Consider the following 21,908-nt stretch of genomic DNA (forward strand, 5'->3'; position numbering starts at 1 on the left):
TCAGAGCCTCTTTTGAATAAGGATTTCGATGCGGCGGTTGGCGGCCCGACCCTCGCGGCTGTCATTTCCGGCAAGCGGCTGTGTCGCCGCGCGTCCTTGCGATTTCAGCTGTCCGGTCGGCACGCCGGAGGCGGCCAACAATGAGGCAATCGTTGCAGCGCGGGCCTCGGAGAGGCGTTGGTTATTGGACAGTGGATTGCTCGCTTGCAACGGGACATTGTCAGTATGCCCGGTGATGGTAATGCCGCCGATCAGCTCCGCATTTTGCTTGAGAACCGCTGCGATGGAAGCAACAAGCGGTTCAAAGCTCTTCGTCAATTCGGGTCTAGCGGACTGGAAGAGCTCCGGTGTGCTTGACTGCAAAAGAAGCGTGACCGACGAGGCGTTTTCATTTCCTTTCAGTGCCGGCAGCAGGGAGGCGGGCGCTGCGGCGCGAAATTCCGGCAGCAATTGGAAAATAACGGGCTCCACGGGTGATGCGTTCGGCGGTGGTGTCCGCTTCTCGGGGCGGTATATTTCCGCCCGCTCAGGTGGCGGCAGTGCCCGAACCAGCGTTGCGAGTTCCTCCGCCTTGGTATCGAGCCGCATCGACAGCAACATGTAAATTGCCGTCGACAGCGCTGCAGCAACGACGGCAAGGACCCAGATCGGCACGGCAAAACGGGATGGCTCGTCAGCCGCCGCAACTCCCTCCCATCTGGGCGAGAGCGGTGCAGCTTCAGCATCGGCGTCACGCAGAAACCGAGCCGCGGCGGCGCGAACGGCGCTGATCGAGCGGTCGCCGGCACGGCCAGGCACACGGTACTTGCCGCGAAAACCAAGCGCCAGGCAGAAATAATAAAGCTCGAGCAATTCCTGATCACGACCGGGATGGCGTTCCAATTCTTCCAACCGGGCAAAAAATTGCGCTCCGGCATCGACATCGCCGCGGAGCATGACGACCAGCGGCTGGCGCGGCCATGCGCTTGCTCCACCCCAGGGCGTGTTCAGCGCCAGATCGTCGAGCAGCGAGGCGACAGCCCAGGCAGCGGAGTCCGCCCGCGCAAGCGCCGAACCGGAGGCTACCGCAGCGTCGCGGGCCGCAACAAGCTCTTCCATCAGTCTCGTTCGCAGCACTTCTGGATCGCTCGGTGGCAACGCGCTTTCGAGTTCCGGTGCAAATTCCAGCAATTTGGCAAAAGCACTGATCAGTCTGTTTGGATGAGAGCGCGCCCTTCTTGCCAGGGTTCCGGCAGCAGGGACCTGTCTTGCGCTCGCCGAGGGCGCCGGGCGGATGCGTGTACGACCCTTATCGCCCGAAAGACCGAATGGATCCTCACTTGCCATGGCGCTACCTGTTAACCGAATAGCAATCGACCTGCGGTTCGCTGGGCAAAACGCCCGACACGCCGATCACGAAGCCGGGCGAACGCAGAAGAGATTCCCAATGCTCGCTGCGCTGATCGAGTTCCAGGCATAGACGGTCACCGTCATAGGGGATCTCTCGGGGCTGCGAATGAAGCGGCTTCAGGCGGATCCCCGGCAGTCGTGACTTCCACAGCGCCTCGAATTCGTCGGCAGCACCTACCGTCACCTGATCGACGAAGATTTTGCGCAGCGCGTCCTCGGACATGTCACATCCGACCCGCACGACAATGCGGCTGGCGGTCAGCAATTCGGGATTGTCGACCCGAACCTTCCAGACGTTGGTCGCGTGTTTGAGCACCGGCAATGCCCGCGACTTGGGCTCGACATAACGCAGGCTGAGGAGCAGCGAACGCAATGTGTCTGCGAGCGCCGCAAAGGCAGGTCCCGGCGCCATGTGATCATAGGTCGGAAGCTCGGTCAGCCGCCGGGAGCCGGACCCGTAGGTCGCCATTCGCCCCGCAAGCCCGCTCAATTCCAGAAAGAGTTCCGCTGGGTGAAAAACCTCTTGGGGAAGCATGTGGGCCAGCCGCGGACGTGCCGTGTTGGCAAGATCGAGTACCAGCAGATTTTCCACGCTGCGCCCAGCGCCACCGAGAACCATTTTGCCATGTGCATCGGCGATACGGTCGAGTCCGGTTATCACCTCCTGCATCAACTGGCCGTAAAAGGCCACGGCGCCGGTCGTCAGGGCTGGCGGCAGAAAGTTTTCCCCCATCGCGACGCTGCCGTCGGCCAGCAGCCCGTTGACCTTCGCAACCGGCATCGAGGTATAGCCGCCGGTCATCTGCACCGGCGACAGGAGCAGGGCTTGGGGGCGGGCGATCTCGATCTCTTCCGGGTCGGCGCCCCCATGCACGGCGTCACGCACGCGTTCGATCTGCCCCTTATAACGCGCTCCGGTCGGCTCGCTATGAGCGGCATCGAAGCTCGCTCCGCCCGGCGGTTCCAGCGGCAGGGCAAGCTGCACCGCCCCCGCACCCATGTCGCGGGTGATGGTCAATGGAACCGGCGCATCCATCGTCTCGGGAATGGAAAAGGGCGTACCGTCCGGAAAAATGCCGCGCGCCGACAAGACGGCAACGCGGCCTGCTTCAAGCTGTGCGGTGTCCAGCGTAAGGGATCGAAAGCCGAAGGTCTGCAACCTCCCCGCCTGCAGCGCGCCGCGTATCAGGGCCTCGGTATACCGGTCTTGCTGCTGAAAATGCTGCGTCCGAAGGAAGAGCCCCTCGGACCAGAGCACCTTATTCGTGTCCGTCATGCTGGAACGCCCTCCCTTCAGGCGAGCGCGAGCGCCATGCCGCCGCTACTCAATGCTACATTCGCCGTCACCGTCGATTCCGGCCTGATCGGGACGGCCTGCCGCCAGACACGACCGCCGGGGGTCCTGAAAAAGGCGACCACCCCGAGGAACGTGGCTTCCGGCGGGAACGCCACCGTCTTGGTGGCCGATCCGCCGGGAGATACCGTCAACTGGTCGGAGCCGAGGAGGTCTGCCCCGAGTGCGGAGGCAGGGTCGGACTGGAGGGCGAAAATATCGGCAGAATTGAACTTTCCGACGTCCTTGAGCCTGAGAACGAGCACGGTCACCGGGCGATCCCCGCCATCAGCGGCAAGATTCATCCCCGCCTGACCTGCCGCGTTTACGGTCACGGTCGAGGATTTTGGCGGACCGCCCACGCAGCCGGAAATCAAACCTGTCGCGCCGAGCATCATCAAGAAACCACGTCGTTGAAGCATCATTCTTTCTCCCTCTCTTCATAGCCGTCCCGGAAATCGCTGCCGATTTCGCCGAGGAAGCGTGTTGATGCGCTCCTGGCTATTTCGCGGTAGCGTTTCTCGTAAAGTTCCCAGAGCTTTGCCCGTCGCCCGCCCGCAAGCAGCGCGTCCCAGGCCGATTGAGACTTCAATTCGCTTTCCAGCGCGGCCGGATCGAAGCGGTCCACCATCCTTGCCAGCGCGGCCTGGACGCCGCGCCACGTGCGCACATGATGGTGGGCGAGATCGCGGATGGAGCCGTTGATCGCTGCTTCGGGCGGCAGGAAGCCGGCATTGCGTTGCGTGAGAAACGTCGCGATTACATCGTCGACCGTCGGCATGAATTTGAGAGGGTTGACCTCGGAGGCCCCGACAACGGTTTGTGCGATCCGGGCCTCGCCCTTTTCTTCGGCGCGCTTGCGCAGGAGATGGATCAATCCTTCCAGCATCGTCCGGTATTCCCGACCGAAATTCTCCATTTGGACAACGGGATCGGCAGACGGAAATTCTTCGCCACTGAAGCCCAAACCGCGCAGAAAGGCGTCGCGAAGGTCGGTCTCGATAGGCGCTGACTTCTGCTGTCGCGGCTCCGGCGATGGTTCCGGATTGGCTTGCGGCCTGAGTTGTGGTGTGGCGAGCTCAGGAGCCGGCTGCCCTGCAGCCGTGCCCGGCAGAAAAAGATCCCAGCCCCGATCATCCTGCCGCTGGGCCGGCAGCGGATCGAGGCTGAACGGATCGTCGAACAGGGGCGCGCTATTTGGTTTCTGTCGGTCGGGATCGGCAAACGGCGCCGCAGCGGGGTGTTCGAACGGGTCAGGCAATCCGGTGGGTCGCCGGGGGGGGTCAACCCGCTCGCTGCGTTCGGAGAAGAACGTATCCCGTTCGAAACCGACCGGCGGCGGCGATGTCGGTTGTTCATGCGGGCGCTCTGCCTGCGTGCTTTGCAGCTCGACGCGGACGACATAATTGCCGAGCTGCAGCCGGGCGCCGTCATACAACGGAGCGGAATTTCCCGCTCCAAGTGGTGCGCGCGACCCGTCTATAAAGAGACCGCCGCTTGACGTATCCGTCACCTGGTATCGACCGTGAACGCAAGCAATGGTGCAATGGGCACGGGAAACGTACATGTCCGGATCGTCAAGTCGCCAGTCGGCGTCTGCGCTGCGACCGATGACGAGCTCGCCCTCGACGAGCCGCATCTGGCGCACGGCCTGGGGCATGGGGGACTGTTCGAGGGTAAGGATCAAGGCCATGCTGCGGCCTCCGCAATCTCAGGACGAAAACCAACGAGGGTGCGCATGCACAAATCGGCTGCGTCGCCTCGATCCCGTTTCGGAGCAAGCCAGGCGATATGCCCGAGCCGCGCTTTTCCCAGCTGCGCTGCAGGAACCTCGTCTCGTTTGAGCACGAGCCTGACATCCACATCCAGCCCGTTTCCCACCAGGTCGCGGACTGCCGTTTGCAAGAGTGCACGCCGCTCACTGCCGGGCAGAAAGCCTGCGTAGTCACCAAGCGTCAATGGTCCGACGGAAAGCTCGATCCTTTGCTGTCGCTGGAATGTTCTCGGCCCGATCGTGGCGCTTCTGCCGAGCTGTGCGTAGGCACCGGCAAGGCGGGACTGGATCCTTTGCGGTATGTCCATCCAGACGCCGACAAACTCCCGAAGCCTGAAGGGAACCTTGAAATGATCACCGAGAAACTGCATGAGCCTTTCAGGTCCATCGACTTGATGGGCAAGGGCTGCGGCGTGAGCAAGCTTCGTCATGTCGACCGCGGTCGGTTGACGGTCTGTCCTGCCTCGCAGGCCGATGCCTGCCATGGCCGAAGCCATGGCACGAATGCGTCCGCCCTCGGCGCGCTCGATCTGGACGGCCGGGTGCGCATCCGCCCACGCCCGATAGAAAAGGGCGATCATGCGATGTTGAAGCACATTGATGAAGTCGACGAACGTGGTGTCGCTGACCTCGCGCATGTCGGCGCCGGCAAACCAGCGCTGCGACAGGCGATCCAGCACCCAGCGCGTCAGATAAAGCGGCATCGGACCTTCCGGACCGAGCAAGCCGATCGTGGCCACCGTTACCCGGGCGGGCGCTGTTTCGGTGGAAGGCTCGAGCCTTGCGATGTCCTGCACGGCAAAACCCAGCCGTATGTGCTGCCCGAGCCTGGCTGGTTCCCGCTGCGGTGGGCCTGCCTGCCCGAAGATCCTGTCTGCGTTTTCGAGCCGCCGCAGGAGCTCAAAAAAGTCGAACTGCTCGGCGGATCGGACGGCGTCATTCTTCAGATCAGGAAGCGGTTGCCCGGCGTTATCGGCCATAGCACATCCTCCTGTTTCTGCAGGATCCGCGCTCTCGTGCGCACGAACCCGTTAATCGCCGCGTAGCGGGCAAAAAGCCTCGAGAGCAGCGCCGTAAGCAACAAACTGCTATGCCCGGCAAGCACTGACTGGTCGACGTGGAGCGTGATGTCGCTGCCGCGGGCAAAGCACATCGGTCCAGCGATCGGCAGGCGCTCAATGAGAGGTCGGGCCTCCACTCTCGCAATGGCGCGTACATGCCGCGAGAGGCTTGGATCCCCCCGCTGGGCATAAAGATCGAGCAGGGCGTGAAGAGGGTCGACCCCGCGGCCTTCCTCCGCCAGGCTGAGAAAGTTCAGCGACAATTGTGCGATAAAGCGCCAGGCGAGTTCGTCGGCTCTTGAGGCTTCGACGGCGCCGGCAGGAAGCGTTGCCGGAATGGCAGGCCAGGGCTGGCGCAGCGCGCCAAGCAATTGCACGGTCTCGACAGGATCGCCGCTTTCGAGCGTAAGGGAGGGCGTGTCGTCCAGTATCGGCAGGTCCCTGTTGGTGCACAGGGCCGTCACTTCAATCCGCTTGAGCGGTCGCCCCGCTTTCGACTGCGCCGGCCGTGAGAGTGTGATGAAGACATCGTCTCCGACATAGGATGTGCGGGTTTGTCCCTGGCGAAGCTCGTCCTCGCTCGGACGCCGCGGGCGACGTTCTGTAAAATAGACCCAACCGTTTGTGCGGTTCTGTCCGAAACTGAAAAGTGCCGGTATCTCCGCATCAGAACCTTCGGCATCGGCGTCTTCCACACGCACGGCACGATAGATTTCAAAATCGCGCGGCCGAGTCCGATCGGCATGGAGGACCTGCCGGGTCCGCCGCGCATCGAGCTCGATGACGCTGCAGGAGCGTTCGAACAGGTTGATGATCGGCGTTGCGAAAAGCTCCAGATCCTTCGCGGTGAGGCCCGCAAGCTCAGGAACTGGCCGGCGAAGCAGGAAGACCAGCTCCAGCCTCTCGCCGCAACGGCGAACGACCGGCCGCATCCCCGTCACACGTGCATAGTGAAACCGCTCGGGGGCGATAAAATATTCGCGCAGGAGCCGGTAGCCCTCAAAAGTTTCGCGTGTGCGAGGCATGAGCGCCTCGTCGTCCGATATGCCGACCATCTCGGGCGCGGGCAGCGGCTTCAAGGGATTGTCCCGCCCCTCCGGGCGCGCGCCAACGCCACCGCAGGCGCCGAACAGCGTATCGAAGAGCAACGGCGCCTTGCTCTTTTCACTGAAATAAAGGTCGAGGCGATCGAGCGACAAGTCGGCCAGCTTGCCCTTGCCGGTTCGATTGATGGTGATGCTCAATCCGGAGGCGCCGGCAACTCCGTCGATGGCGCCGATCCCAGCCGCCGCGAGTCCGCTTCGGTCCTGTATGTAGGTCACGGAGCTGATCGCAAGCGGCCAGAGCGTCACGTCCTGGACCGTGGTGAAGATGGACCTCGTCGAAATGCCAGGCCGGACGCTTGAAACGAGCCTTGTTCCCCGCTTCAAAAGGTGACCTGCAAGCATGGTTTGAACTTGCTGGCCGGGCTTCAGCACGACCATGGCCGTCGCCGGCGCCGGCGAGACGAGGTCCGGATAGAAGTTTTCAAGCACGCTGCGGACATAGCGCGTGCTTTCGGCATCCACCTTCTGGCGGGTGCGGGCGGCCAGAAATGCGACGCCGTCAAGAAGCCGTTCGACAAAGGGGTCCGGACACGGAATGCTATCCAGAGAAAGGTTGCGCGCGATCGCGGGGTGCATATGGGCAAACTCGGCGGCAAGCGCGCGAATATGGGTGAGTTCCTCCTCATAATATTCAAGGAAGACCCGATCCATTTCAGGTGTCCTTCAACTCGGTTCTCGCCGAGCCGTTGTCGAGATCGAGAATGGTGCGGATACGTAGCCGTTCTGGCGCCGGCGTCGTCAGGAGCAGCGCGTCGATATCGATCCTGAGGCCAATCGACTTGTCGCCAAGGCTGACGGTCACCTTGGTTGCGCCTTCCTTTAGCCGGGGCTCGAAGGCCGCAAGCACTTGTGCGATCTCCTTGGCGAGTTCCTCACGGTCGAAGTCCCGGGATGAGCGGCCCGAAAATGGCGGCACCCCGTAATTGACCACACTGCGGCGCACCAGCGGAAAATCCTCAAGCGAGGGAGGGTTGTCGCCAGCCAGGTCGGCCTCGGCATCGGTCAAAAGGGGCGAGGATTCGAAACGTTGCATATTGAAAAGCGCCTCGATGTCGCGCCGCACCGCTTCACGAAGCACATCGCTCGAAACCACCACGCCGCGACTTTCCAATTCCATGCGACGACGTTCCAGGGAAAGCAGACGATGGATGTTCTTTTTCTGCTCGATACTGAGATCCGTTGCAGACTCTATTTGCCCGACGCCGCCGGTCACCATCGCGTCCAGCCGCTCTGCGTCTATCTCGCTTTGCAACATCTGCCGGAGATCTTTGATCTCGGAGCCGAGCCCCGGCAGGTCATTGACCAGGCGATCCCACAAGGATGGCTGGATCGTTTCGCGGGTTGCGCGCTGGTGCCCGCCAAGCGGTCTCGACTCCCTTCCAACTTCTCTTCGCCAGCCGTCACTTGCCGACATAGACATCCATTTCGACCTCGTCCTTGTCGTCGTAGTTGAACGTGATGTTCTTGTAGGCGAAGCCGACGCGCTCCTCGATGAGATCGGGTTCGTCCTCACTTGGCTTCATATTGTACTGGGTGACCGAAGCCTCTTTCAGCGTAACGACCAGATAATCGCTCGTCTCGCCTTCGATCGTTCTGCGCGCCGAGAACTTGACCTCGCCGAGAAGCGTGTTGTCGAACAGCGCCTTCTTCAGATAGGGCGAGGATTTGTCATAGTGCTTGATGAAATTGATCATGCCAAGACTGACGCGGCCCCGTCGCGACAGCGAATTGGGATCGTAGGGGGCGACCATCTCAAACTCCACCCCGTGGATTTCGATCTCGTCTTCGTGGCCATCGCGAACGCTCGGTCCCGTGATATCCGGCACCTTGAGAAAACCGTCAATTTTCATGAATAACCTCCCTTGTGAATTCAGCTCTTCGTCGACGGCAGCTCCGATACGAGACGCAGTGACGCATTGATGCCTTCCAACTGATAATGGGGGCGCAGATAAAACCGGGCATTGTACCATCCCGGGCGGCCTTCGACGCTGTCGACCTGAACCTCGGCCGCAGCCAGCGGCCGTTTGGCGCGGGCTTTGTCGTCGGCAAAGGCAGGGTTGGCAAGAACGTAGCGATTGATCCACTCCGTCAGCCAGATCTGCATGTCGGACCGCTCCTTGAACGAACCGATCTTGTCGCGGGCGATTGCCTTCAGGTAATGGGCGAAACGCGAAACCGGGAACAGATACGGCAGATTTGCGCTCAGGCGCTCATTGGCCTGTGCATCCGGATCGACCAGGCGCCCGGCGCGCGTCTCGTCATCCTGTAGCGAGTGCGCACCGATGAAGGCTGCGATGTCTGTATTCTTGCGATGCAGGATCGGCATGAGCCCAAGCTTGGCAAGCTCTGCCTCTCGGCGATCGTCGATGGCTACCTCCGTCGGGCATTTCATCGCGACGGTACCATCGTCAGTCGGGAAATTGTGGACTGGAAGATTGATGACCGCTCCGCCATTCTCGACGCCGCGAATTTGCGTGCCCCAGCCAAACAGCTTGTGGCTTCGATTGATATTGACGCCCATCGGGAAGGCGGCATTCATCCACACGTAGCGATGATGATCGCCCTGGACCTCCTCCTCGAAGGCGAAGCCCTTTACCGGAATGGTTTCCGCGCCGTAGGGCAGGCGCGCAAGGACCCGGGGCATCGTCAGACCGATGTAGCGCGCATCCTCGCTCTCTCGCAGCGACTGCCAGGACGCGTAGGCGGGCGACGAGACAATCTGTTGCAGGTCCTGGGGGTTTGGCAGTTCCTGCCAGCTTTCCATGCGGAAGAGTCGCGGGGCGGCGGCTGCAATGAAGGGCGTGTGCGCCGACGCGCAGATGCCGGACATGTTGCGAAGAAGAGCGACGTCCTTCGGGTGGTTGGAGAACTCGTAGGCACCGATCAGGCAGCCGTACGGGCTGCCGCCAAGCATCGAATATTCGTCCGTATAGACTTTCTTGAATATGGGACTTTGGTCCCACATCTGGCCCTCGTAGTCTTCGAGCGTGTCGGCCAGGGCTTCTTTTGAAATATTCATGACGCGGATCTTCAGCTTCTGATCCGTCTCGGTATTGTTGACCAGATACCACAAGCCGCGCCATGTTCCCTCGAGCTGCAGCACTTCGGGCGCATGGAGAACCTCGTTGACCTGCTCGGTTAGAAGCTTGTCGATGCCGGAGATCAGGGATTTGATCGACTTGATCGCATTCGAGGAAATTGTCGTCGACTGCGAGCGCGCGCGCGCTGCAAGCGCGAGATTCTGCACCAGGGTTTGCAGCTTGTCGCTGTCATCCTTCTTGACCTTGAAGTCCTTTTCAAGAAGGTCGCTGAATTCCTGAAGATCGACGCCTTCGGCTTCCTTGACGTCGACAGCGGCGGTTCTTTCCTGTTCGGCCATGGTTCAGCCCTCCGACTTGCTGCCATCATCAATCGCCTGGTCGGCGATTTTTGCTAAAAGGGGCTCGTTGTTCAAAAGCTGGGCGATGCGCTTTTCAGCGTCGACGCGGCCATCCATGAAGCCCAGCAATTCCTCGAGCTGGCGGCGCATCTTCAACAGTTCGGCGAGCTGTGGAACCTGTTCGGCAATCCGGTCCGGCGCGAAGTCGCCCATGCTGGTAAAGGTCAGGTCGACGGCAAGTTCCTCGTCCCGCTCTTCGCCGGGCGGTTGGGGAAGCGTGTTCTTGACTCGCGCCTTGACCCGCGGGCTCAGCGCCTCCATGAAGCGACCGAACCGGTTAGCGTCGGTTTCGACAAAGGTCCGGTCCCGCACCGATTTCAGAGCCTCAGGCGTTTCGGACGCACCGGCGAGATCTGCCATCACCCCCATCACGAAAGGCAATTCGATCGTGGTCGGGCTGCCATATGTTTCCACTTCATAGGCGATCTGGACGCGAGGCGCCCTGTTGCGTTCAATTACCTTCGCCTTAGTTTCGCTCATTGCTGGTCACCTTTTGTCCCAGGGGCAGGTTTCTTGCTTTCCGAAACGCCGGCCAGAAGCCGGAATTCTTTCAGCCCGGAAGGCGCAAGGTCCTCCATGAGCTCGAGAAAATCCATCGGCACCATGCGCTTGATTCTGCGGGCCAGATGGGGAATGGGGCTTGATGGCTCCGTACGGTCGTAGAAGGCGATGATGAGGTCGATGCAGCGCGTGACTTCGTCTCGCGAGCTCAGACGCGAGGGGAAGACCGTCGCCGGCCCGCTTGGGGCCTGGTCTGGCGCAGCGCTGGTGGCAGCAACTGGCGCAGGTTCGCCGCCGGCCGTGTCCTCCTTCGGGCTCTCCTGTTGCGCGTGACGATTGGCACGCTCCAGGGTCGCCGCCACGCGTTGCAGAAACCGGCTCAGATCTGGCAGGGTAACGCGCAAATCGCCGCCGATCTGCAGGTTGAGCGACTGTTCGGCCGCCTCCAGAGCTGCAGCGGCAGCCCGTGCATCGGCGGCCAGCGCCGCTGCTTCATCAGGGGCCTGTTCGGCAAATGCCGCGCAACCGAACCGCACGCGATTGACCAATTGATCATGTTCGCTGACCAGCGAAGCCTTCTCGGCCGCACTCAGACCAGGCGCCGCTTCGTTAAGAACGGTGCGGCTGTCGACCGACCCCCGCTCCAGATCGCGTCCCGTCACCGGACCAGCGCCACGAGGCGTAAAGAACGTCATTTTGCGCAGATCGCCGAGCAGACCATCCTTGTCATTTTGAAGCTGGATGAGTGCGTTGATGCGGCGAAGAGCGGCCTCGCGGGGAGGCAGGCCGTCGCGAAGCTCCGGATGCATCGTCTGCCAATGCATGTCGAAGGTTTGGCCGATCAGGTTCAATCCCTCGGCGAGGCCTGCCAGTCCTCGCTCATTTGCAAGGGCACGCGTTACGATCACAAGCAGCCTGAGGTCGCGCCCGTGCGCCCGCAGCTCCTCAGATTTGCGTAGCACGATCGACCAGTCGACCGGCACTTCCGTTCGTGCGACGGGGTTGTTGCGCTCGTCTCGGCTGATTTCGATCTGGGGCTGCACGAGACGTTCGAGCTCGTGGAATCGTCCGTCGTTCCGTAGGCTTTCGCCGGACGGGTTGTCACCGTTTATCGGATTCAACCAGAGCGCAGAGTCGAACAACAGATCCCCCGCTTTACCGAATATTCTTCTCCAGATCCTGTTTTAGCATATATTTTTGCTCTGTACTAATGCCACTTATCGACGAGTGGGAACTAATTCCGAGTGTCGATCAATCGGGTCGTAGTCGACAGGACCGAAACCTTCCCGCTGGCAATAACTGCATGTAAATCCTCGGCAAAGGACTTGGTGGATTCAGTTGTCGGGCGAAGTTGCGCAAACAGAGGACGGTCGGTTTGCATCGCGATTATCAGACTTCTGCCGAACGTGTTGTCGACCGCGAAGGAAAGCTTTGCGGGATCGGTCGCTCCATCTGCGGTGGAGTAGGCGACACGGATGGTACGCATGCCATCGGACACCGTCCCGAGACCGGCAAGAGCGTTGTCAGGGCGCTTGATATTGGGAAGGACGTTGAACAGATTGCCGGTGACGTCGGCGATCGCCACCCAGAGGTAGCCGTCCTTGATCGTTGCTGGAGCCAGCACATCGATGACCGGATTGTCGCCGACCGAGTAGACGCCAGACATGTTCGGTTCGGATTTGTCCCCATAACCGAGCACGATCGCCATGGGCCCTTGCGGCACGTCGGGCAACAATGACTGGACGACGCACAACTGATTATTGAGCACTGTCGTATCAAATCGCAGATCGCGATCACCCAGACGCGGTGCGAGCGCTTGCCGGAGCGCTTCGATATCGCCGCTCGCGGCGACGTTTCCCCGAATGGCGACCGTCGACCCAAGAGGGAAGTTCGCCCCCTCCGGCGCCTGGACGACAAGCGGGCCACAAGTCTCCAATGGTGCGATGGCCGATTTCAACTGGTCAGGCGTCAGGCTTCTCGGTCCTGCGGCGATCCGCACGACAGGCTGGTAGCCGGCGGCCCTGCTCGCCTCGTTGAACCGGCTGACGACAGTATCACGCGCTGACGTGTCGGGAGCAAGGCCGGTGAGGCGAACGGTGCGGTCCGTGACATCAAGCCTCCACTCGTCCAGCCCGTCGGCGGCGGCAAAAAAGCTGTCGATGTCCTGTGCCCAGCGCTCGGAAGGTTCCCCCTTCGCAAGTGCAAGCGCATCCTTGGGTGCCGGCAGCCCGGCTGCGCGCGTAAAAGCCGCCAATATCGCCTGTTGCTGGTCGGCATCGGGAGCAAATCCGGACAAGGTCGCCTGATGCTGTCCGTCGAGCCCGGCGCTGAGTTTATACGGCGCCTCGACCGGCAGGGTTTTCACAAACAGGCTGTCACCAAAGCCGGCAAACCAAAGCCCCGCGATTGCCGCTACCGCAGCAACGACGACGATCGCCGGCCAGGACCGCCAGCCGAACCTGTCGCCACGCCCGCCTTCTTGCCGGCCGCCGCGATCGGTCCGCAACAGCTCCGCCACCTGCTTGACGACGGCGGCAGCCGTCGGCGGGCGTCGCGAAGGATCAGGTTGGGTGAGATCGTCGATCAAGGCCTTGAGCGGCTCCGGAACGCCCGCTGTGTCCAGCCGGCGTTCCTTGTAGCGGATAACCTCACCGGGACTTGTTCCCACATCGGGAACTTTTCCCCGAAAAGTAGCGAGCAAGGATGCGCCCAGGGCATAAAGGTCGGATCGAGGCTCGGCCTGCCCGTGCAATTGTTCGGGCGCTGCATATTCGTACTTGCCGGCAAACTCTTTGCCGACGATTGTGCGTGCGCCCGTCTTGCTGTCCTTGGCAATGCCGAAGTCGATGATGACGGCCTCCTCCGGCCGGCCGCTGCGCAAGATGATGTTGTCGGGCGACAGATCGCGATGGACGATTTTGCGTTCGTGCGTCGCTACCAATCCCTCGGCCACTCTTTGGGCCACGACCAGCAGGTCTCTTGAAGAAATCCCGCCCCGCTCGAGATAATCGTTGAGTGGCGTACCTGCGACGTAATCCATGACCAGATAGACGTAACCCTCGGCTGTCTGGCTGCAGTCGGTATAACGCACGACCGCGTCATGCGAGATGCCGCGCATCTCCTCTTCCCGCTTCATCAATTCCAGATAGCCGGCATCGGCGGACAGCTCCCGCTTGAGTGCCTTAAGCGCCACGACCCGGCCGGTGATCTTGTTGCTGGCGCGGTAGACTTCGCCCGTTCCGCCGCGGCCAAGCACACCCTCGATCTCGTAGGTATTGTTGAGTACCTGGTTCTTGCGGAAGATGTCACCGGGCAATGGGTCGATCATCTGGTAACTCCAAACCACGCCGTCACTATTCATCAAAGACATGCGGTTCGAATATTTGTCAAGAACACTATAATGTGGCAGTTTGCCATTGAGATTTGAAGACTAGGCTCGTTCATTCGAGAGCACGTGGGCAGGAGCCCGACCGGCATGCAACAGAACATGTCTTCTCACAGCTTCAAACGTAAAGAACTGATCGGCAAGCTCGACCCTATATGCCTGCGTGCATTCAAGGCGGCAGCCGACGCCGCCAAGCTTCGGGGCAATCCCTATGTCGAACTCGTCCATTGGATCGAGCAACTGGCGCTCGTCGACCGCGCGGATTTCCAGCTGATCCTCGCCGATGCTGGCGTGGACCTCGGCCGCCTCGCGGCCGACATGGCACGGTCGATCGACAAACTGCCCTATGGCGCGACGTCCATAGAAGAGTTTTCAGATCACATATTTCACGCTGTCCAGGAAGCCTGGAGTCTCGCAAGCCTTCAATTCGGCTCGGAAGAGGTGCGCGGCGCTTACGTCCTTCTCGCCTGTAGAAAGGTGCCGGTGCTTGATGGCTTGCTGTTGAAGATCAGCGGTGAGTTCGACCGGATCGAAGCTGATTCCGTCCTTGCTCGCCTGGACGACGTACTCTCTCAATCGCTTGAAAATCGCGGCGGACGCGACGCTGGGCAACCGGTGCGCAAGGAACGACCGGCTGCCGGCGATTCCGCGTTGGCGAAATATGCGACTGATCTGACCAGGCGTGCTCGAGAAGGGAAGATCGATCCGGTTGTGGGTCGCGACCCGGAAATTCGCCAGATCGTCGATATTCTCATGCGCCGACGGCAGAACAACCCGATCCTGACGGGCGAGGCCGGGGTCGGCAAGACGGCAGTCGTTGAAGGCTTCGCGCTTCGCCTCGCGGTAGAAGACGTGCCGCCGCCACTCAAAGGGGTCGCGCTCCACATGCTGGATGTTGGCTTGATGCAGGCCGGAGCGAGCGTCAAAGGTGAGTTTGAAAAACGCCTCAAGACGGTCATCGACGAGGTTCAGGCATCGGAAACGCCGATCATCCTCTTCATCGACGAAGCACATACACTGATCGGAGCGGGCGGGGCTGCGGGAACGGGGGACGCCGCAAATCTTTTGAAGCCAGCATTGGCGCGCGGCGAGCTACGCACGATCGCGGCAACGACATGGGCGGAGTACAAACAGCATATCGAGAAAGACCCGGCGCTGACCCGGCGCTTCCAGGTCGTCAAGATTGAGGAACCCAGCGAAGAAGACGCCATTCTGATGCTTCGCGGCGTGGCGGGAATCCTCGAGAAACACCATCAGGTGCAGATCCTCGACGAGGCGATCGAAACGGCGGTCGGCCTTTCACATCGTTACATTCCCGCCCGCCAGTTGCCCGACAAGGCAGTCAGCTTGCTCGATACAGCTTGCGCCCGCGTGGCGGTATCACAGCACGCAACGCCGGCCGAGGTTGAAGATCTACTGCGGCGCAAACAGTCTCTCGAGATCGAGCAGGGGATCATCGGCCGCGAAAAGTCCATCGGCATTGAGGTTGCAGACCGTCAAGCTAAGGTCGACAACGCCCTTGGCGCGGCGGAGAAGGCCCTTGCCGGGGCGCGAGCTCGCTGGGAAGAGGAACGGTCGATGGTGTCTGACATTCTCGACCTGCGGGCCAGGCTGCGCAGCGAGGGAGTTGGCCTGGATGCGGCGTTGTCGCAACAGGGCGATACCGCGACCGTTGCCACGGCCCCCGACCGAAATCTCTCAGCGCCCAGCGAAGACGAAGAAGAAGCTCCCGACGGAAATGCTGATCTTTCGCGCCTAAGGGCACTTACCTACGAACTTGCCGAGATGCAGGGCGAAACGCCATTGATGCTGCTGTCGGTAGACCGCAACGCGGTCGCCTCGGTGGTCCAGGACTGGACAGGTATTCCCGTCGGGCGAATGCTCGCCGGTCAGACTGAAAGGGCGCTCAAGCTCGCCGGAATTCTGGGCGAACGCGTTGTCGGTCAGGACCTTGCCATGGAAGCGATCGCACGTCGGGTACGGACCAGCCGCGCAGGACTTGGGTCGCCCGAAAAGCCGGTCGGCGTCTTCCTGCTCTGTGGACCGTCCGGTGTCGGTAAGACGGAAACGGCGCTCGCCCTTGCCGAGGCATTGTACGGCGGCGAACAGAACCTGATCTCCATCAACATGTCGGAATTTCAGGAGGCCCATACGGTTTCTACGCTGAAGGGAGCACCCCCCGGCTATGTCGGCTACGGCAAGGGAGGTATTCTGACCGAGGCCGTTCGACGCAGGCCCTATTCCGTTATTTTGCTCGACGAGGTCGAAAAAGCGCATCCCGATGTCCATGAGATTTTCTTTCAGGTCTTCGACAAAGGGATGATGGACGACAGCGAGGGTCGACGGATTGATTTTAGAAATACACTCATATTGCTGACCTCCAACGTCGGTTCGGATGTCATCATGAGGCTGACCGGCAACGGGCTCTCCCGCACGCCGCCCGAAGAACTCGAAGCCGCGTTGCGGACACCGTTGCTGCAGGTGTTCCCGGCCGCCTTCCTCGGGCGCGTCATCGTCGTGCCCTATTATCCCCTCTCGGATTCGATGATCGAAGCAATCGCGCAGGCAAATTTTGCGAAGATCGCCGAGCGACTGCGTACGAGCCATAACGCCGAACTGGTCATAGGTGAGGGCGTTATCGACTTGATCAAGGCGCGCTGCACCGAAGTGGAGTCGGGCGGTCGCATGATCGATGCGATCTTGACCAACACGCTTCTGCCGGCCCTCAGCACCGGCATATTGAACTGGGCGCTGGACGGCAAACGCTTGACGAAGGCGACGGTCGGAGCGTCTGCGGACGGCTTCACCTACGCCTTCGAATAGCGATTAGATCGCATTTTGCAGCTGTTATACGCGTTTAGCTGACTGCCTGGAATTCGACGCGTCGGTTCTCGTCAGCTCTCGGTTTTTGTGGATCGAGCAGAAACTGCTCGCCAACGCCAACAGCCTCGAGCCGTTCACGAGGAATTTGGCAATCCTCTGTGAAGAAGCGGGCCACCTCCCTTGCACGCAGCGTCGAGAGATTTTGGTTGTACCTCGCTCCGCCGGAGGCATCGGTATGACCGACAATGCGAATGAGCTTGATATCCATTTCTTTCACCACACTGCAGAGCTTCTGCAGCATCGGCTTCTCCTTGGGTGCGATGGCAGAGGAATCGAAGGCAAACTGCACGCGGTAGTTAACCTGATCATCGTCAGGCAGCTTCCAGTATGTCTGCGGTGTTGTTATCGTCGCTGCTGCAGTTGTTGGTGAAGTCTCCACCGGCCCCTGTCCGGGAGTCGGGCCGGCCTCGACTGTTGCCTGCTTAGCCACATTTGCCGAAGCGCCCGGGTTGCTACTCGCTTGAGTAGAGCCGATCTTGGCCGGCGGGGTCTCGGGCGTAGCGATCGGCACTGGCGTTGCCTCGGGCGCAGGCCCGGAATTGGTCAGCACGAGGCCGCGGGACGGCCCGAGCTTGGCCGCCTTGAACAATTCCATTTGCCTCTGGAAACGTTCCTTGAGCGCCGTCTCGTTTAGTTCCTGTGCACGCAATTCACTTTGTAACGTGAAGAATAAAGCGAGAGACACCAGCAGCTTCAAAGTCAGCAGGCGCTTCATTTTAGGTTCCTCTCGGCAAAAATGTTTCGCCTGGCCAAAAAATTACTATAGGATGACCGTGGGTGCAACCGCTTCCGTGGCGGCCCTCAGGGCGGAGCGAATGATGAGGTTCTTCCGGTCATGACCCCGGAGTATCCCGATAGTCCCTCGACGCGGGTCCCGAGCTGGCCGCGCAGGCCGAATGGGGCCGGGCTCAGCCACACCGGTCATGTTCGCAACCGCAACGAGGACGCAATACTCATAGATCCCACAGGCGCGCTTTGGGCGGTTGCCGACGGAATGGGCGGTTATGGCCACGGCGACGTCGCGGCAGGCCTGGTGATCGAGCATCTAGCCCTGCTTCCCCATGATCCAATTTCGAGCGCCGATCTGGTGGGCGCGCTCGAAGCAGCCAATTCCGCCATTCGGCGATGGGCAACCTCGGCCGACGTGGCGCAGATGGGTGCAACCGTGGTGGCTGCGCTTCTGCACGGAGGCACTATTTCGCTTGCATGGGCTGGCGATAGCCGGGCCTACCGCTGGCGCGATCGTGAATTACAGCAGCTGACGCGCGACCATTCGGTCGTGCAGGAGCTTCTCGACGATGGGCGCCTTTCTCCCGCGGCGGCCTGGCAGCACCCGCAAGCGCATGTTGTAACACGCGCGATTGGAGCGTCCGATCATCTTGTCGTCGAAACCACGGAAGTGTCGTTTTGCCCGGGTGATGTCTTCATTCTTTGCTCTGACGGGCTAACCGACTGTGTGGCGGACGCCGAGATCGCTGCCCTTATGGATGCCGTTTCCACGCCGGCAGTCGCCTGTCAGCGATTGATCGGCGCTGCTCTCGATAACGGTGCCCCCGACAACGTCTCAGTGATTGTCGTCCAGATTGATGGAGCTGCGGTATCTTGAGGCAAATGAGTGCCATCGCGGCCATCGTCATCGGTATGAGCATCATTCTCGCAGCCGTCATCTTTGCGTTTGTCGGAAACCTCTTGCAAGATACGGAGCATGATCCGAATGCGGGCAAAATAGATCGGCTCACACAGCAACTTGCCGAGCAGGACAGCCAAATTCGGGGGCTGCGCTCTGAGTTGAACACCCTCAAAGGACAGATGTCGGACGTCGGCGGCAGGGTGATGGAGTTGGAAAAAGCTCCACCTCCCAGCCCTGCTCAGACAGCCCCCGTCATTAATCCGCAAGCCGTCCAAGAGACTGCACCTTCACCCCTCTTCACGGACCAGTTCGGCGGTATGGCACCGCGTGAAGAGGAAGGAAATCTGACTGAACCGATGCAACTGGCAAAGAAGCGTTTCAACGAGAATGTCATACGCCCGACCCCGGCCGTGTTGCGACAGATATTGGGCGAGCCGAGAAGCACCTATTCAACCACCTGTGCACCGGTCACCAATCCGAAATTGCTGCATGTACTAGAAACCCGCGACATCGGCGGTATTCGTCTGACCATGATCAGACCGGCGCTCGATTCGCTTCAGCAGATCATGGCGCGCCTAAAAAAAGAAGAGCCAGACATCTATTCCGCCATCGGAACCGCGGGCGCGCTCTGTGCAAGGTATGTACGGGGGTCTTCGAAGTCGGTGTCCTCACATGCGTGGGGGGCGGCCGTCGACCTGACGCTCAAGAAGAACCTCGACAACATGGGCGATAACAGCACGCAATTCGGGCTCGTGGTGCTCGCGGAGTTCTTCAATGAGGCTGGCTGGTATTGGGGTGCGGGCTATAGCCGCGAAGATTCCATGCATTTCGAGGTCGGCGAGGCGCTGCTGCGAAAATGGGCGGCTGAGGGCAAGCTGTGAAGGGGGATCTCGAACCGCCGGGTCCAGCCCCTATGCAGGCAGATGTGCTTGCCGCACTGGCACAGCCGCTGCTGGATCTTGCAAGACGTGCCGAGAGCGAAAAGAAGCCAGATCCGCGCGAGCTTGCGGCAATGGCACGGACCCTCGTCGCCGCTTTCGAGACGGAAGCACGACGCAGGAAGGTCCCGCAGGACTGGCTCCTGGATGCTCGCGATGCCCTTGTTGCTTTGGTTGATGCGCGAGCGCGTAACAATCCCGCATTGTCAATCCGAAAATGGGAGCGCGCGCTTGCCGCTGCTCTTCCAATTGGGGGCGTTATGACGGCCAGCAGGCTGGCCGAACGGGCGAGGGCGGCAGCGAAGGCAGGGCCCGCGAGCCGGGATCTCGCCCGCTTCCTCGGTCACTGTAACGACGCTGTCCAGGCGGCCCTTCTATCGGGCACACAGCATAAAACGCTCGCGGATCGCGGTCTTGCTGCCCTTGTGATCGGACTTTTCCTGGCAATTCTGCTGGTTTGGGCGGCATGGGCCGAATGGCGGTTTCGTGAGCGGCTTTTGTCGCAACTGCCCGATGTCGCACGTGTCGTAGAAGCCGGACGCGTGGCAACACCGGCAGCGCGCGCAGCCCAACTCGATGCATTCCTTGCGGGAGTTCGACTTGTCGAGCAGGATGCGCAGCGTTCACCCCTTGGTCTCATTCATCATTTAGGTATGTTCGATCCGGCAGAGGCCGCGCGTCGGCGCTATGGCCAAGCCGTCGACGCCCTGGCCAGCGGTCCGCTTGCTGCAGCCCTTGGTGTTGCTCTCGCCACGGAAGGAGAGGCGACCGCACTTTACGATTCCCTGCGCGCCTGGTCTATCTTGAAGGGCACCTCGGACTGGCAACCACGGTTCCTGGCCGGCTGGGTGGACGATCGAGCCCAGACATTTCCCGAACTTGCTGGCATGGCAGTGCATGTCGCCGCCATGTCCGGACCTCCAGCAGATCTTGAACAGCCGGATCCCGAAGCAATTGCTCAAGCAACACAGTTTGCTTCAGAGGGCTCTGCAAACGAGCGAGCCATGCTCGAACTCGCCCGTGCCGAGAAAACTGCGGGCCTTCCAGCCTGGTCTCTCGGGCAGGCAGCACCTGGTCTCGACAGGATATTGATCCGCAGGTCCGGACTGCCCATCGAGCAGGCCGTGCCCGGTCTCTACACTGAGGCAGGATGGGCTTATGCACGCTCTGGTGCTGCAGAAGAGGCGATCGGCAAGGCGAAAACCGAAGCTACCAACCTCCTGCAAGCCGCCGACATGGCGAGTGCTGATGCAGTTATGGACCTTCTTCAGAAGCGAACGCTGGAGACGTGGTCTCACTACCTCGGCGATCTTCGTGTCCGGCCGTTCACCGACCAACCGAGCGCGGTTATTGTCAGCGGTGTGCTAAGCGCCACCAACTCGCCGCTCTCGGCCCTGATCCGTGAGGTATGGCGCCAGGCGGGTGGCACCGACCGCAGCCGCAGCCATGCGAACCAGCTTCGCATCGCCGCCACAATCGGGCCTGCCATCCAATTCGTGGAGCAGGGTCGCATGTCGGAAATATCGCGGCTTTTTGTGTCGCTGAATGTCGCGCTTGCACTTCTCGACGTAAATTCAGAAATCGGCAAAAGGTCGCTGATGGATGCACAGGAACGCGCCAACTCCATCGTCGCCCTGCAGCAGGCCCCGCTGCTCGTCGTACAAATGGTCGAAGACGTGATCTCCCAAACGGCCTCTCCAAAGGCGATAGAAAAGGCCGAGGATCTGGTCCCGACAGGAAGGCCGCCGGGGGCTTGGGGCGAGATTGCCATGGCCTGCCAGGCCGCTGTGGCAGGCCGCTATCCGTTCTTTGACGGGTCGGACGCGGATATGGCCGAAGTCGCGCGCATTTTCGCGCCGAATGGTCTGGTGGCGACCTATTTCCGGACGCAACTGGCGCCTTCAATGGACACATCAACGACCCCGTGGCGCTGGAAACCGGAGGCACGGCTTTCCGGCTACGCGCCCGAAAGCGCAACGTTCTTTCAGAAAGCTTCCGCGATCGGTGACGCGCTCTTTCGTCAGGGGACCGCGCCGCGCCTCCCTGTATCGCTGGAGGCACTTGCGCAGCGCGGTGCGGCTACCATCTCGATCGGCGGCGCTCACGCTCCGGTTACCACGTCAGGCGGGGCGGTGACCTTCAACTGGCCGGGGGACTTGCCATCACGCGGCCTCGAAATCTCCTTCGATAGCGTCAGAACTGTCGAGAAAAAGAGCGCGCCCGGGCCGTGGGGCCTGTTGCGCTTTCTGGACGGATCACGCTTGCGGCCACGCGACGGCGGCCGGCGTTTTCTCATAGACGTGCGGGCAACCGGCGCGCGCGCCTACCTGCAGATGTCGTTCGCCGAGCCTGCCAACCCTGTGTCCGTGCGCCTTCTGATGCGGGAACTGACATGTCCATCGAGTCTCTGACGTCACCACGGATGCAAAGGCGGACGCACGCGTCTCATAAAGTCACGTATGCCTGTCC

Annotated in this window: 17 protein-coding genes; 4 read left to right on the forward strand and 13 right to left on the reverse strand. The window is 61.0% G+C overall.

The window, feature by feature from the left end; translation table 11 throughout:
* The 12 genes from icmH to EFR00_RS27440 form a co-directional block, all read right to left on the reverse strand.
* Positions 1-1,326: a type IVB secretion system protein IcmH/DotU gene (gene icmH / locus EFR00_RS27385; protein WP_077988883.1), complete on the reverse strand. Its 1,326-nt coding sequence runs from the start codon at positions 1,324-1,326 to the stop codon at positions 1-3.
* A 4-nt stretch (positions 1,327-1,330) separates the two neighbouring features.
* Positions 1,331-2,665 (reverse strand): type VI secretion system baseplate subunit TssK, encoded by a 1,335-nt coding sequence (gene tssK, locus EFR00_RS27390; RefSeq protein ID WP_077988882.1) that lies wholly within the window; start codon positions 2,663-2,665, stop codon positions 1,331-1,333.
* Between the two features lie 17 nt (positions 2,666-2,682).
* Positions 2,683-3,144: a type VI secretion system lipoprotein TssJ gene (tssJ, locus tag EFR00_RS27395; RefSeq protein ID WP_077988940.1), complete on the reverse strand. Its 462-nt coding sequence runs from the start codon at positions 3,142-3,144 to the stop codon at positions 2,683-2,685.
* Positions 3,144-4,415 carry a type VI secretion system-associated FHA domain protein TagH gene (gene tagH / locus EFR00_RS27400; RefSeq protein WP_009993829.1) on the reverse strand — a complete coding sequence of 424 codons (1,272 nt, stop codon included), beginning with the start codon at positions 4,413-4,415 and terminating at the stop codon, positions 3,144-3,146. The genes tssJ and tagH overlap by 1 nt, the downstream gene beginning before the upstream one ends.
* On the reverse strand, positions 4,406-5,476 hold the full coding sequence (tssG, locus tag EFR00_RS27405) for a type VI secretion system baseplate subunit TssG (protein ID WP_077988939.1): 1,071 nt from the start codon (positions 5,474-5,476) through the stop codon (positions 4,406-4,408). Before tssG ends, tagH begins: the two co-directional genes overlap by 10 nt.
* The gene (gene tssF, locus EFR00_RS27410) at positions 5,440-7,314 is read right to left on the reverse strand and encodes a type VI secretion system baseplate subunit TssF (RefSeq protein ID WP_009994446.1); all 1,875 of its coding nucleotides are present in this window, start codon (positions 7,312-7,314) and stop codon (positions 5,440-5,442) included. The genes tssG and tssF overlap by 37 nt, the downstream gene beginning before the upstream one ends.
* A 1-nt stretch (position 7,315) precedes the next feature.
* Positions 7,316-8,077: a type VI secretion system baseplate subunit TssE gene (gene tssE / locus EFR00_RS27415; protein ID WP_077988881.1), complete on the reverse strand. Its 762-nt coding sequence runs from the start codon at positions 8,075-8,077 to the stop codon at positions 7,316-7,318.
* Complete coding sequence (locus tag EFR00_RS27420; protein WP_064684110.1) at positions 8,064-8,513, reverse strand: Hcp family type VI secretion system effector; 450 nt, start codon at positions 8,511-8,513, stop codon at positions 8,064-8,066. The genes tssE and EFR00_RS27420 overlap by 14 nt, the downstream gene beginning before the upstream one ends.
* 20 nt (positions 8,514-8,533) lie before the next feature.
* Positions 8,534-10,042, reverse strand: coding sequence for a type VI secretion system contractile sheath large subunit (gene tssC, locus EFR00_RS27425; RefSeq protein WP_077988880.1), 1,509 nt, complete (start codon positions 10,040-10,042; stop codon positions 8,534-8,536).
* A 3-nt stretch (positions 10,043-10,045) separates the two neighbouring features.
* Positions 10,046-10,582, reverse strand: coding sequence for a type VI secretion system contractile sheath small subunit (tssB, locus tag EFR00_RS27430; protein ID WP_009990230.1), 537 nt, complete (start codon positions 10,580-10,582; stop codon positions 10,046-10,048).
* Positions 10,579-11,745, reverse strand: a complete 1,167-nt coding sequence (gene tssA, locus EFR00_RS27435; RefSeq protein ID WP_077988879.1) for a type VI secretion system protein TssA — start codon at positions 11,743-11,745, stop codon at positions 10,579-10,581. The genes tssB and tssA overlap by 4 nt, the downstream gene beginning before the upstream one ends.
* Before the next feature lie 92 nt (positions 11,746-11,837).
* A complete protein-coding gene (locus EFR00_RS27440) occupies positions 11,838-13,931 on the reverse strand; it encodes a serine/threonine-protein kinase (RefSeq protein ID WP_077988878.1) in 2,094 nt (697 codons plus the stop codon).
* Between the two features lie 147 nt (positions 13,932-14,078).
* Between EFR00_RS27440 and tssH the strand changes: the two genes are divergently transcribed.
* Complete coding sequence (tssH, locus tag EFR00_RS27445; protein ID WP_077988877.1) at positions 14,079-16,811, forward strand: type VI secretion system ATPase TssH; 2,733 nt, start codon at positions 14,079-14,081, stop codon at positions 16,809-16,811.
* 34 nt (positions 16,812-16,845) lie between these two features.
* Here tssH and EFR00_RS27450 read toward each other — a convergent pair whose 3' ends face one another.
* On the reverse strand, positions 16,846-17,586 hold the full coding sequence (locus EFR00_RS27450) for an OmpA family protein (protein ID WP_077988876.1): 741 nt from the start codon (positions 17,584-17,586) through the stop codon (positions 16,846-16,848).
* A 120-nt stretch (positions 17,587-17,706) separates the two neighbouring features.
* Here EFR00_RS27450 and EFR00_RS27455 point away from each other — a divergent pair, with 120 nt between their 5' ends.
* The 3 genes from EFR00_RS27455 to EFR00_RS27465 are packed head-to-tail and all read left to right on the forward strand — an operon-like array spanning position 17,707 to position 21,850.
* A complete protein-coding gene (locus EFR00_RS27455; RefSeq protein ID WP_077988875.1) occupies positions 17,707-18,477 on the forward strand; it encodes a PP2C family protein-serine/threonine phosphatase in 771 nt (256 codons plus the stop codon).
* 5 nt (positions 18,478-18,482) lie between these two features.
* Positions 18,483-19,382: a M15 family metallopeptidase gene (locus tag EFR00_RS27460; protein ID WP_040112456.1), complete on the forward strand. Its 900-nt coding sequence runs from the start codon at positions 18,483-18,485 to the stop codon at positions 19,380-19,382.
* Between the two features lie 32 nt (positions 19,383-19,414).
* Positions 19,415-21,850, forward strand: a complete 2,436-nt coding sequence (locus EFR00_RS27465; RefSeq protein WP_077988874.1) for an ImcF-related family protein — start codon at positions 19,415-19,417, stop codon at positions 21,848-21,850.
* The last annotated feature ends 58 nt before the right edge of the window (positions 21,851-21,908 follow it).

This window comes from Rhizobium sophoriradicis (assembly GCF_003939025.1).
GTDB classification, from domain to species: Bacteria; Pseudomonadota; Alphaproteobacteria; order Rhizobiales; family Rhizobiaceae; genus Rhizobium; species Rhizobium sophoriradicis.

Coding starts and splice junctions, on each gene's coding strand:
- tssB (WP_009990230.1), bottom strand. CDS start 10,582: ATGAGCGAAACTAAGGCGAAGGTAATTGAACGCAACAGGGCGCCTCGC.
- tssK (WP_077988882.1), bottom strand. CDS start 2,665: ATGACGGACACGAATAAGGTGCTCTGGTCCGAGGGGCTCTTCCTTCGG.
- EFR00_RS27460 (WP_040112456.1), top strand. CDS start 18,483: ATGAGTGCCATCGCGGCCATCGTCATCGGTATGAGCATCATTCTCGCA.
- EFR00_RS27420 (WP_064684110.1), bottom strand. CDS start 8,513: ATGAAAATTGACGGTTTTCTCAAGGTGCCGGATATCACGGGACCGAGC.
- tssJ (WP_077988940.1), bottom strand. CDS start 3,144: ATGCTTCAACGACGTGGTTTCTTGATGATGCTCGGCGCGACAGGTTTG.
- EFR00_RS27440 (WP_077988878.1), bottom strand. CDS start 13,931: ATGATCGACCCATTGCCCGGTGACATCTTCCGCAAGAACCAGGTACTC.
- EFR00_RS27465 (WP_077988874.1), top strand. CDS start 19,415: ATGCAGGCAGATGTGCTTGCCGCACTGGCACAGCCGCTGCTGGATCTT.
- tssH (WP_077988877.1), top strand. CDS start 14,079: ATGCAACAGAACATGTCTTCTCACAGCTTCAAACGTAAAGAACTGATC.
- icmH (WP_077988883.1), bottom strand. CDS start 1,326: ATGGCAAGTGAGGATCCATTCGGTCTTTCGGGCGATAAGGGTCGTACA.
- EFR00_RS27455 (WP_077988875.1), top strand. CDS start 17,707: ATGACCCCGGAGTATCCCGATAGTCCCTCGACGCGGGTCCCGAGCTGG.
- tssF (WP_009994446.1), bottom strand. CDS start 7,314: ATGGATCGGGTCTTCCTTGAATATTATGAGGAGGAACTCACCCATATT.
- tssG (WP_077988939.1), bottom strand. CDS start 5,476: ATGGCCGATAACGCCGGGCAACCGCTTCCTGATCTGAAGAATGACGCC.
- tssE (WP_077988881.1), bottom strand. CDS start 8,077: ATGTCGGCAAGTGACGGCTGGCGAAGAGAAGTTGGAAGGGAGTCGAGA.
- EFR00_RS27450 (WP_077988876.1), bottom strand. CDS start 17,586: ATGAAGCGCCTGCTGACTTTGAAGCTGCTGGTGTCTCTCGCTTTATTC.
- tssC (WP_077988880.1), bottom strand. CDS start 10,042: ATGGCCGAACAGGAAAGAACCGCCGCTGTCGACGTCAAGGAAGCCGAA.
- tagH (WP_009993829.1), bottom strand. CDS start 4,415: ATGGCCTTGATCCTTACCCTCGAACAGTCCCCCATGCCCCAGGCCGTG.